Genomic DNA, 11,304 nt, shown 5'->3' with positions numbered 1-11,304 from the left:
TCCTCCTGCGCGGCCGGTGGCAGGACGAGCTGGACGACATCCTCCCGGACGACCTCGAGTTCGCATGGGACCACGCATCCCCCTCAGCCGGTGAGCAGCTCCAGCGGCTGGCCGCCCTCGGACTGTAGTGGGCAAAGACCACGCAGACGGAGACCGAAGCGGCGGAGACCGCGGAGACGGAGGCGGCGTGAACACCGGACAGCAGCACGACGCGTACGCCCAGGAGCCGGCCCGCATCAGCGCATCGTGACCCGGCATCTGGCAACCCTGGGGCCTCAGCCACCGGAGGTTCCGCCAGTGGCCCGCGTCAGGAGTCGGCCGGGTACCAGAAGGTGCCGTTCTCGCCGGCGTGCGCGAGGGTCAGGCTCATGATGCCGCCGGGCCGCTGGTAGCGGGGGTGCTGCTGGAGGAAGCCGGGGAGCGCCAGCGGCGTGGTCGCGTCGCAGACGCCGTCGGTCCGGATGCAGAAGCGCGCGACCGGGATGCCCGCGAAGTCCGCCGGTCCGGGGCCGCGCGAGATGAAGCCGAAGACGCTCAGCCCTCGGGGCACGACGGCTTCGAGGCCCGTCCGGGGCTGCCGCGGGTCGGCGTAGAGCATGCCGTCGACCCGCGCGGCCGGGATGCCCGTCCGTCGCCCGGCGATCGCCTGGAGCACCTCGTCGGCGGCCTGTGCGCCCTGCGAGTAGCCGACGATGGTGTAGCGGGCGTGCGGGTCGGCGCGGTGGATCCGCTCGGCCGTGCTCAGCAGATTGCGGTAGCCCTGTCGCTCGCTGTCGTCATAACTCGGCGAACCGAAGCCGGGCGTCTTGCCGTTGCCGGCCTCCCAGGGGCCGGCACTGGCCGGGTAGCACACGCCGACGACGATGTTGTTCCGGTCGGCGGTCAGGGTCTGGTTGGCGTACTGGTAGCTGTAGGTGCACCGGGGCGCGGGCAACGCGGCTCCGGTGCCGCCCAGTTCGAGGTAGTAATGGTGCTCCGCGGGTGCCTGGTGGTCCACGGTGGCATGTGCCGGGCCGGCGCCGAAGCCGGTCGCCAGCGACAGCGCCGTGCCCGCGCAGACAGCCGCGCGGACCGCGCCCGACCGCCAACCGAACCGCTGCGAAAGCCAGTTGGCGCTGCGTATCCTGCCCATCCCAAGTCCCCGTTCCCCCCGGCACGTTGTGGGACTACGAATACCGCAGCCCCACGCACATGCTCAAGAGTCAGCGACGACCTCCACGCAAGCGGAGGAAGACCGTCCCGGCGCCGGCGGCCACGAGGAGAAGGCCCGCGGAGAGCAGGAGCAGGTTCCTGGCGCTCCAGGGGCCGGACGTGGCGGTGGCATGGCTGCGCCCGGCGGAGGTGTTCGCGGCCGGGCTCAGCGATGTGGCGCCACTGCCCGAGGGCGCCGGCGTCGCGCTCTGCCCGCCGGGGCGGGAGGCCGAAGGAATGGCGCCGCCCGTAGCGCCGGTAGCGGTCGCTCCGGACGAGTCGCCCGTTTTCGGGATCGGCCCCGCGGCGCCGGACGGCGCGGTGGAGCCGGAGCCGGAGCCCGTGCCGGAGCCCGTGCCCCCGGGCTTCCCCGGGCCGGAGCCGCCCGTACCCCCGGGCTTCCCCGGGCCGGTCGGCCGCCCCGGGGCGGCGATCCGGACGGTCGCTACCACGTCGTTCTCCCCGTGGTTCAGCGTGCACGGCGCGCTGAAGCTGCCCGGGGGGCTGACCACGTTGCCGTTCGCGTCCCTCGGGACGATGTGAAGGATCAGCTGGGTGGTGGTGATCTTCGCGATGCCGGGCTTCTTGAAGACGAGCTGAGGCGCGGTGCCCGTCCCCTTGGCGTCGAGCGAACCGGACGCCGGCACGGTGGTCCTGGGGACGGCGAACGTCACATCCCGGTTGATGTCCACCCCCAGCGCGAGCACGGCGACCTTCGCCACCACCGTGCCCTCGATGCTGCTGAAGCCGAACCGGCGCAGCCAGGTGGTGTCGCTCGGGCTCACCGGGGCATCCGCGACGATCGGGAACGCGGGGCTGCGTTTGCCGGCCAGGACGTTGCCCGGCACGGCCGAGTTGAGCCGGAACGTGACGCCCCGGTCACCGACATAGGGCAGGGCACAGGTGTACTGCTGGGTGAGCGACGCCGGATCCGCGGCCGCCGCTCCGGCCTGGAGGCCGCCGATGGCCGAGCCCGCGGCCGCACAGGCGAGCATCAGGGGCGCCGTCAGCCACGCGGTCCTGCGGACGGCCCGGCCGCTCCGGTGGCCACGCGTCGTTCCGCTCTCCTCGTCCGGCCTCCCTTTCCTCTCCAGAAATGTCATCTCGTGTCCCTCATAAGGAAGTTGGATCCCTTGTATGACAGTTGGATGCCTATAGGTCAAGGTGGACCGATGACATCACGGCCGTGTCACGACCCCGTTGCGGGTGTCCACCGGAGTGCGCCGGGGGCCCGGGTCAGGAGGTGGGGGGCGTGGGTGTTGTTGGGGTGGCGGGCGTGGTGGGGGCCACGAGGGCAGCGGGGGTGGTGGGGGTCGTGGGCCTGGTGGCCAAGTGCTCCTGGAGCTGGGCGTGCCGGAACTGGTACACCGCGCCGGACTGCCGCAGCACGCCCCGCTCGCAGGCGTCGTCCAGGAACGTGATCAGTCGCCAGGGCAGCCGCCCGGTGAGCGGCAGCCATATCCGTGCCAGGGCCACCCACTGCCCCCAGGCCGTCAGGCTGAGCCCGTACCCGAGCCCGCCCGCGAAGGCCGCCTCGAGCCCGAACACGAGGCCGGCCCCCACTCCGAGCAGAGGCCCCATGATGAACACGTTGACGGCCGTCGCGCCCGTCCCGAAGACGATCGCCCACATCAGGAGATGGACGAGCACGTTCCTGCGGTTGCTGTCGAGCAGGGCGGCGGGGCTGACGGCGGAGTCGATGGCGTCGGCGACTTCCAGCCACGCCATCAGCCCCAGGACCAGCCCGGTCGCGAGGCCGAACCCGAGCACGAACAGGAACGTGGCCGGGCCAGAGGCGTCTTCGAGCCCGTCCGAGAGCCCGAGCCGGGTGACGATGCCGCGGTCCACCAGGACCAGCGTGCCCGCCGCCAGGGCCCCGAGCACCAGTCCGGCCATGAACCTGGGCAGGAACCTGTTGTGTGCCACCCCTCTCCGGCCGAAGATCTGTATCCGCACGCGGGCCGGCGTCACGTCCCCCCGGTACGCGGACACGTAGACGGCCCCGAACCCCAGCCCGGCCACGGCTCCGTGCAGCACCGCGACGACGAGCCCGCGTTCGACGGCGAACCCGAGCCCGTTGTCGGTCACCACCAGGTCCACGGGGATGTTCCCGACCCCGGTGGTCACTCCGAAGGCCAGCGCGGCCAGGAAACCGATCACGCATACGCGCGCGAAACGGCTCATGGTGGTGCCGAGTTGCCACCATTCGAGGTTGCGGGTGCGGCGTGCGGTCAGGTGTGCGGCGAGGTAGCAAAGCCAGTGCTCGGCACGGACCGGGTCGGGGTTCCACGGCCGGGTGCGGTGCGGTCCGGCCGTGGTGCGGGCATGGGGGCGGTAGGCGGCGGGAAGGAACGCGGCCAGCAGATGCTTCTGGATGTCCTCGGGCCCGGGGAAATTCCTGGTGTTCAGCAGCTCCCGTGGGTGGGGCTCGCCCGAGTGACCGTAGACCGTGCGTGCCATGGTGACCATCAGGGGGGTGCGGAGCGCTTGCGCGAGGTTCTCCGCGCCCCGGGTGCGGCGCTGTTGGCGCAGCTCGTCCAGCACGGGGGCCCAGCCGGAACGGCCGTCCGGGCCCGGCGGGCTGGTGCCGGGCAGATAGTCGTCGAGGTCGCTCAGGGTGAGCAGCTCCAGTTCGGCGACGGCGGCGGCGGTGAGCACGTCGGTCCGCTCCACGGCACTGGTGTATTCCTCGGTGCGGCTGGTGAGCAGCAACGGCATCCGGCCGAGGAGGTTGAGCTCTTCGAGGGCCCTCGGCTGCAGATCGAGGGCGATCTCGTCGAATCCGTCGAGGACGGGCAGGATCCGGCCCGCCTTGATCAGGGCGTCGGCCAGCGTCCCGCCGTCCGGGGCCGCGCCGCCGAAGCCGTAGTCGCGCACCAGCCGTTCGGCCATCCAGTCGCGCAGATGGATGGCGGTCGGGTCCCAGGAGCCCAGTTCGAAGATCACCGGCACCCGGTCCCCCCGGGCGGGTTCCTTCAGCAGGCCGAGGACGAAGCGCGTGGTCAGGATCGTCTTACCCGCCCCGGCGACGCCCAGCACCACCAGTCGGCCGGAGGGAATGGACCGGTAGACCTTCACGATCTGGTCCAGCTCGTCCGCCAGCGGCAGCGGCCCGGGGTCCGTGGAGAGGGGGACACGGCGGATGTGGGCCCAGTAGTCGAAGCGGACGTCCGCCGCCTGCCGGAACCGCACCTGGAGGGGCGAGGGGTCGTGTACCTGCCGCCGCTCCTCTTCGTCCTCCCACTGGGTGCGCACCAAGTCGGCGAGTTCCCTGGCCGCCTTGCCCAACTCCCCCGTCGCCGGGCCGTCGGATGCCGGCGTCGGCCCGGGAACCTCGTCGAGCTCGCCGGCCCTGCGCGGCAGGCCCATCAACTGCGCCAATTCATCGATCTGCGGCCCGGTCAGCAGTCGGTACCAGCGCTCCACCTGGCTGGCCGTGAGCATGCCAGGTCCCTCACGGCCGTAGTGCGCGGTCACGACTCCGATGACGCGCCCGCCGCTCCAGACCGGGGCCCCGGACATGCCCTCCCAGGGCGAGCGGCCGGAGTCGGCGTGCGGTCCCGGAGGGGTCTGGACGCTGAACTCCAGGGTGCCCTCACGGAGGGTCGCCGTGGCCCGGCCGCGTGCGTAGTGGGAGTCCCGGTACGTCGTGGCGGCATGACTGCCAGACGAGGAGCCGGCAGCCGGGGAACGGCTGTCGCGCAGCTTGAACCAGGGAAATCCGAGGGCTCCGCAGTCCGCCTCCGCCATCGGCGCGACACAGCCGAACCGCACCGGGGGCACGCAGGCGGCGAGCGGTCCGCCGCGGCGCGCGTCCACCGTGATCCTGAGCAGCGCGATGTCCACGTCGGCGTTCACCCAGACGGATTCGCCCGGCTCCTCCCAGACCTCACCGTCACCGGTGAAGAACCGCGCGAGAATTGACGTTGCATCACCCATCGCGTGGGCGGCCGTGAGCACCAGGTCCCGGGTCACCCGGTAACCGGACGCCAGTCGGAGCCTGCCGGTGCCGTCCGTGACCACGACCTGGACCACGCGCCGCAGATCGAGCCCGTCAGGCTCCGGCTCGCCACCCATGGGAGAACTCACCGCTCGTTCGGCTCAGCGGCTCCCGAGATGGCGACCGGTCTGCTCGAACCGGCCAGAGTCGGTTGAAGCGTCAGCGAGATGCGCTGCGTCGAGGTCTTGCCCACGCCGGCGTCCGCCCCGGCGTCCACCACCCAGAAGCGGACCCTCCCCTGCGCGTGGGCGCTCTGCTCCAGGGCGACCGACAGCTCCAGTTCGATCGGACCCAACTCGAACCGTAACGCCTCCCCGTCCGCCGCGGCGATCGCCCGGTTCAGCTCCTCCCGCAGATCCTTGATGACACATGCCAGTTCGATCACACCGCATCCCTCCGTCGTGCTCCTCGTTCGCCCAGGAAGATAGATCCTGATACGCATCCGGCCCGGAAATCAATCGGAGTCACGGCAGTACCGGAATCCCGTTACGGGCACCCCGTCGTAGTCTTCGGTCCGGACGGCCCCGTCCGTGACGTACCCGACGCGTTCGTGGAGACAACGCGCCGGGGCGTCACCGATGAGGACTCGCAGCAGAAGCCGGTCGCTGCCGCGGTCCAGGGCATGCGCGTGCGCGGCGTCGAGGAGGACGCGGCGGAATCACGTCGTGCCGCTGGAGTACCGCCCGGATCGCCTCCGGCTCGACCGCGTCCACGCTCGACGCCTCCGGGCCGTCCCGCAGCAGCCACTCCAGTGGGATGCGCAGCACGCGTGCCGAGTCCTCCGGCACGGACAGCCGGGGATCGGCCTGCCGGGCGCCGGACTCCAGCATCTGCACCCACCGCGCGGTCCGCCCGCCCATCAGCGCGCCGAAGTCCGCCTGAGTCAGTCTCCTGCGGTCGCGCCAGTAGCCGATCCGCCGACCGATGAGACGAGCGTCCATGCGCGCTCTCCAGGTAGGATTCAGGAGGCTGGAGGAGACGAACAGACTGTTCGTCCGCCCCCTGTTGTACTCGCCCTAGCGTGCCCCTATGGCCACTTCTGAGCACATCACCTGCGAGGGGGCGGCCGACACGGTCACCACCCGGCCCGACCCCTGCACCGCCCCGCTGTACGTCTGCGCCGCCCTGCTGTACGTCTGCGCCGAGCGCGACGTCTACGCCCCCGGACTGGCAGCCGAACGCGCCGAGATGGAGGGCCGCGCCCTCGCCGCGGCGCGCGGTCTGTGCGTCATCGAGGTGATCCGCGACGAGCCCGAGGACGACCCGGACCCGCTGCACCGCCCGGGCGGGCTGGCAGCGCGTGCGCGCCCTCGTCGAGGCCGGCGCCGCCGCCACCGTCATCACACGGTGGCCCCGCCGCCATCGCACCCGACTCCACGCCCGACCTGCGCCACCGCGAGACCGGCTGGCTCCAGGAGCACGGCGTCAAAGTCTGCTACTCGTGGGTGCCTCTCGCCCGGCAGCAGCGCATCAGGCAGCAGCACGGCGGCCCCCGTGACTGACTCGCTCCTGCACCGGGATCACCGCTGGCCCGGTCGAACCGCCAGGCCGGCACGCCCCGACCTCAATCGCCCCCCAAGTCGTTACTGAGTGTGTTCACTCGGATGGGTGGCGTGAAGGGGCGGTGGTGTGGGTGCGCGGGTGGCATGAGGAGGGGGCGCCCGCTGCCACACGGGCGGCGTCATGGGCCTGATCCGGCAGCGCAAGCCGTCGAGCGCGACCGGGCGTGCGAATGAGCGGGTGGTGGCCGCGGTACTGGAGGCGCTGCGCCGCCAGCGCGGCCGCTCCACGGGCACCCTGAAGGGGCTGCGGGAAGTGACCGGGCAGATCCTGGCCGACGTCCACGGGCCGGGCGCGGTGGCGCTGCCGGCGCCGTCAACGTTCAACCGGCTGGTGCGGGTCCTGGCCGACCCGCTGGAACCCGGGGCGTCCCGCCCGCACCGCCACCGCCGTGCCGGTGCGGCCGTTCACGCGGGTGGCGGCGCTGCGGCCGGGCGAGCTGATACAGGTCGACACCACCCGGCTGGACATCATGGCCATCGGCGAGGACGGAAAGCCGGTGCGCCCGGAGCTCACGATCGCCCGGACGTGGCAACACGGTCGGTGGTGGCGGCCGTGCTGCGCGAGCAGAGCACCCAGGCGGTGGACGCGGCCCTGCTGCTGGCGGAGATGGCCATGCCCCACCCGGTGCGGCCCGGCTGGGGCGAGCATCTGCGCCTGGCACACGCCGCCGTCCCCTACGACCGGCTCCTCGCCCTGGACGCGCGGCTTGAACAGGCAGCGGCGCGGCCGGTGGTGGTGCCCGAGACAATCGTCATCAGCCGCGGGCGAGTGTTCCTCTCCGCCGCTTTCCTGGCCGCGTGTGAGTCCCTCGGGGTGAGTGTGCAGCCCGCCCCGCCCCGCTCCCCCACCGCCAAGGGCGCCGTGGAACGGAGCGGGCTGAGGCGCAAGCCGTTCCCAATTGAGCCTCGTCCAGGGGGCCGTCTGCGGCCGAGAAGCGCTGTACAGACAGGATCAGGCCGTCGGCCGGTGGCTACTTCGCGGTGTAAGCCCTCGAACACGGGGCTGAGGCGGCATGGCCCTTGTTGTCCTTCCCGTACCAACGCAGGTAATAGGCGGTGCCTTTACTCACCTTGATGCTGCGGGGGTCGGTGTGGCTCCGGCCGTCCGCCCCGTAGCTGTAGCTGGAGAACACTTTCTTCGATCCGTTGGTCTTCACCAGGGAGACGTAGAACGAGCGGGCGCCCCCTCCCGAACAAGCCGAACCTCCGATCCTCAAGCTAGTGGAGGACGCGACGAAGTCCTTGCTCGCGTGGTAGGAACCGCTTCCCCAGGATTGCGAGTATGCGTCGGCAGGCGACGCGATGAAGGCAACAGCCCCCACAGCAGCCACTGCCATCACACCACCACGAGTGATGACACCAATCTTCTTCATACGGAATTCCTTTCTTCCTGATCTGCTGACGACGGCCCGACGGGCCCGTATTTTTCTCTCTCGCCAGGGCGCCTGTCGAGGAACATTTCCGACTTTTCGATTATCCTTCGGATAAACAAGTGCATGGGCGCATACAGGGGTTTCTGGAGGCATTCCGGGGGCGCTGCCCGGTGGTGACGCACTTTGCAGTGGAGACCAAACAGGACAGCGGTGCCGTTTTCTCGCCTGACCCGTTGCACCATCTCCTATAGCGAGCCCAACAAGGGCAGGTCAGGTCCTTTATGGTGATCCGCCGACTACGGACTGCGGTTTGTCGGATGGGTGTGTGAACGACGTCGCCCAGGAGCCGGCGAGGACGGTCGCGATCGCTGTGACGGCGGCGACGAGGACCGCGCTAGTCGGTACAGCCAGTGAGGAGAGCCGCCGGAAGTTGCGGATCTGTCCCCACGGCAGTCCCGCTGCACGAACCATGCGGGCTTCCCAGTACAGGCCCAGCCCGAGGGTGACCAGCGCGTTCTGGGCCGTCAGGAGTATCAGCAGGGCGCTGACTTGACCGAAGCTGCCGCCCAGATCTGCTATGAGCAGTCCCAGTTGAAGCGGCCAGGCCATGACGAAGGCGCACGCGGCCTTGCCGAGAGGGCCGGTGCCGCGGAGCCAGGGATACAGGTATCCATAGGAGAAGGCGGAGAACCACCACAATCCGAGCAGGCCTCCGGCGGCGGTGAACAGTTGGGGCAGGGAATCGTAGAGCGGGTTCCTCCAGAACTGCGAGACGGCCCAGGGCAGGGAGAGCAGGAGCGCCGCCACGCCCGCGGCCAGACCATTGCGCCACGGGGGGTAGCCTCCCGAGCTGCCGAGTGCCGTGTGCCTCAGTCGCAAGAGCTGGCCGGCGGGGTCCTGCGAGTGGAGCGGTGACACCGCGCTCAGCGAGTTCCAGCGGGTGTCCCACTCACCGGGGGTGAGAGAGCCGTCCGCCAGAGCGCCGTGCGAGTCGAGGAAGAAGCGGTGACGGCTGGAGGTGATCAGCTGCGCGCGCAGCAATGAGTGGACGAGGCGGACATGGGCCGCTCTGGACACTCCGTGGAGCCGCTGTGCCTGCTGCTTTCGGCCTGCGGGGATGAGCTAGGCGGCGCCGGCGTATGCTCCTGCCGCTACGACTGGGCTCAGCCAAGTGGCGAGATGGACGCCTGGGTCGCCGACGACGGGAGCGGTGGCGGCCAGCCAGATCAGCGCCATGCAGGCCGTCCGGGGGTTGTCCGGCCACTTCCCGGGGGCTCGGCCGTGCGACCAGAGCCAGGACAGGAGACACAGGGCTGCTGCGAACCACGGGATCTGCCACGGAGTGAGCACCACGAGCACGTTGCTGACGGAGCCGCGCCCAGGCACCAAGCTCGTGAGCCAGGCCAGGATCGTCACACCGTGGGGAAGCCTCTCGTAGGCCATGACGTTCCACGGCATTACCAGGCCTGCGACCAGCAGCGCGGTGAGGACGGATGCCGTCCTGCCGCTCGGGGAGAAGCCCGGCATGCCACGGACGGTGCGCATGGGGACAACGGCCCACGGTAGGACTACGGCCAGCGCTATCGGCCAGGCGGCCACTCCCCATGTGACGTCGACGTCCGGCAGGAGCGACACGCCCGGACTGGGAAGGAGGCTCAGGGCGCTCAGCCCGGACACGTAGGCGAGTGTCACCGCGCCACCGGCAGCTGCCCAGCGCCGCCCCATGAGCCCGAGCCTGCCCGATCGCAGCACGGCCCAGACGCCGGCGGCAGAGGCAGTGGCGGTCCCACAGACCAGGAGCGCCCAGGTCGCGAACCCGGAGACCGCGGTTTCCACGACGAGGAGGGCGGGCCCGGCAAGTGCCGCGGAGGCGAGTGCCCTGGCACCTGGAGGGCGACCGGTCACCTTGCGGATCACCACTGCAAGCACGAGGAGAGGCAGCACCAGCCAGCAGAACGTCACCAGGGTCTGCTGCGCGAGGATGTACGGCGGCAACTGCACGGGTTCGCCGACATCGTACGTCCATGAGGCCCAGTCCCAGCCGTAGCCCGCCCATCGGGCGCGAGCGAACGCGGCCGTGAGCAGCGCGACGGTACCCATAGCCGTGACCGCCACACCGGCCGCCGAAGCGGCAGCCCAGCGACGCCGCGTGACGGCCGGGAACGCGGTCAGCACGGCGGCATGGAGCAGGAGCGTGCCAGTGACCGCGACTACGAGCACGGTGGTGGATGCGGCAGCCAGTCGCAGAGCAGTCGGCTGGTCCGTCGGCACCGGCGGCGTGCCGGGCGGCATCAGCTCGAGCCGAGTCACGGTCTTGGTGTCGGTGAGGTCGGCCGTCACCGTACGTTTCGTCTGCTGGGTCGGCTGCCCCGTGACGTTCAGCTCCCAGCGGTCAGGGACCTGGACATCGAAAGTCCACCGGACCCGGCTGGGGCGGCGATACAGGCCCGAAGGATCCTCCGCAAGCCGGTAGTTGAAAGATTTCAGCGAACTGCGGGCCACGCGCAGTCGACGCGAGGCAGCAACGACGACGTCCGAGCCAGGGCTGTTCTGCGTGATGGTGCACCAGCGCGGCACCAGCAGCTGCTCGTTGATGTGCGCCGTCGCATAGCCGCCTGGCAGGTTCGGTATCACGTATCGGATCGCCGAGACGTCTCTCCGCAGGTTCCCGGTCAGGGTGTCAGTGGCTTGCAGGACCAGACGGTAGCTGGTGGCGATGTACCAGTCCCCGCCCCCGGCAGGGCGGACCTCGATCACTGTGCCGCCGTTGTAGGGCTTGGAAGGCCTGTATGCGGCGAGTTGACCCTCACTCGCGGACCAGGGGTCGTCCCCGACGACGTTCTTCTCATCCTGCTGGAGCAGTTGACCCGAAACCGGCCCCGCTCCCGTAACCCACTCCGCGCGTGCCCAGAAGCCGACCAGAACGACAAGTGAGGTGAGAAACAGCGCCCCGACTGCACGTGAGGCTGCCTTCAACGCCCGCAATCCGCCCCCCTTACCGCCGTGCCAGCACCCGCCACAGGGCACTCCGGAACGGGCACCCATCGACCGTTCCAGCCGCGATCGGCCCCTGGATCCTGCCGCCCGAACAGCCGAAGCCGCAAGGCCGGCCGATACCCGAGTGTGCGTGTGCGTGTGCCGCGGGTGGTCTTGTCGTGGCCTTACCCGGGGAGGGCGG

General features: G+C 70.5%; 8 protein-coding genes and 1 pseudogene. 1 reads left to right on the top strand and 8 read right to left on the bottom strand.

Annotated features, from left to right (window positions below):
* Positions 1 to 307 precede the first annotated feature (307 nt).
* The 5 genes from IF37_RS0108225 to IF37_RS0108205 form a co-directional block, all read right to left on the bottom strand.
* The gene (locus tag IF37_RS0108225) at positions 308 to 1,132 is read right to left on the bottom strand and encodes a PE-PPE domain-containing protein (protein WP_030738512.1); all 825 of its coding nucleotides are present in this window, start codon (positions 1,130 to 1,132) and stop codon (positions 308 to 310) included.
* A 70-nt stretch (positions 1,133 to 1,202) separates the two neighbouring features.
* The gene (locus IF37_RS0108220; RefSeq protein ID WP_158727310.1) at positions 1,203 to 2,294 is read right to left on the bottom strand and encodes a DUF6801 domain-containing protein; all 1,092 of its coding nucleotides are present in this window, start codon (positions 2,292 to 2,294) and stop codon (positions 1,203 to 1,205) included.
* Between the two features lie 133 nt (positions 2,295 to 2,427).
* On the bottom strand, positions 2,428 to 5,268 hold the full coding sequence (locus IF37_RS0108215; RefSeq protein ID WP_052845035.1) for a serine protease: 2,841 nt from the start codon (positions 5,266 to 5,268) through the stop codon (positions 2,428 to 2,430).
* 8 nt (positions 5,269 to 5,276) lie between these two features.
* Positions 5,277 to 5,576, bottom strand: coding sequence for a trypco2 family protein (locus IF37_RS0108210; RefSeq protein WP_030738504.1), 300 nt, complete (start codon positions 5,574 to 5,576; stop codon positions 5,277 to 5,279).
* A 187-nt stretch (positions 5,577 to 5,763) separates the two neighbouring features.
* Entirely contained in the window at positions 5,764 to 6,132 is a 369-nt protein-coding gene (locus IF37_RS0108205) for a helix-turn-helix domain-containing protein (RefSeq protein WP_030738501.1), read from the bottom strand.
* A 736-nt stretch (positions 6,133 to 6,868) separates the two neighbouring features.
* Here IF37_RS0108205 and IF37_RS45575 point away from each other — a divergent pair.
* Positions 6,869 to 7,627 (top strand): annotated as a pseudogene (locus IF37_RS45575) (transposase); the annotation flags it as partial.
* 97 nt (positions 7,628 to 7,724) lie between these two features.
* On the opposite strand, the gene IF37_RS44385 reads toward IF37_RS45575, so the two are convergent.
* From IF37_RS44385 to IF37_RS0108185, 3 genes are all read right to left on the bottom strand, one after another.
* Positions 7,725 to 8,126: a hypothetical protein gene (locus IF37_RS44385; protein WP_030738495.1), complete on the bottom strand. Its 402-nt coding sequence runs from the start codon at positions 8,124 to 8,126 to the stop codon at positions 7,725 to 7,727.
* Between the two features lie 279 nt (positions 8,127 to 8,405).
* A complete protein-coding gene (locus tag IF37_RS0108190; protein WP_030738492.1) occupies positions 8,406 to 9,203 on the bottom strand; it encodes a hypothetical protein in 798 nt (265 codons plus the stop codon).
* Between the two features lie 45 nt (positions 9,204 to 9,248).
* Complete coding sequence (locus IF37_RS0108185) at positions 9,249 to 11,111, bottom strand: hypothetical protein (protein WP_158727309.1); 1,863 nt, start codon at positions 11,109 to 11,111, stop codon at positions 9,249 to 9,251.
* Positions 11,112 to 11,304 lie beyond the last annotated feature (193 nt).

Origin of the sequence: Streptomyces sp. NRRL S-31, from assembly GCF_000718775.1 — a bacterium.
Classification (GTDB): Bacteria; Actinomycetota; Actinomycetes; order Streptomycetales; family Streptomycetaceae; genus Streptomyces.
This window is presented reverse-complemented; position numbering and strand designations above follow the sequence as displayed.

Coding starts and splice junctions, on each gene's coding strand:
- IF37_RS0108205 (WP_030738501.1), bottom strand. CDS start 6,132: ATGGACGCTCGTCTCATCGGTCGGCGGATCGGCTACTGGCGCGACCGC.
- IF37_RS0108215 (WP_052845035.1), bottom strand. CDS start 5,268: ATGGGTGGCGAGCCGGAGCCTGACGGGCTCGATCTGCGGCGCGTGGTC.
- IF37_RS0108220 (WP_158727310.1), bottom strand. CDS start 2,294: ATGACATTTCTGGAGAGGAAAGGGAGGCCGGACGAGGAGAGCGGAACG.
- IF37_RS0108225 (WP_030738512.1), bottom strand. CDS start 1,132: ATGGGCAGGATACGCAGCGCCAACTGGCTTTCGCAGCGGTTCGGTTGG.
- IF37_RS44385 (WP_030738495.1), bottom strand. CDS start 8,126: ATGAAGAAGATTGGTGTCATCACTCGTGGTGGTGTGATGGCAGTGGCT.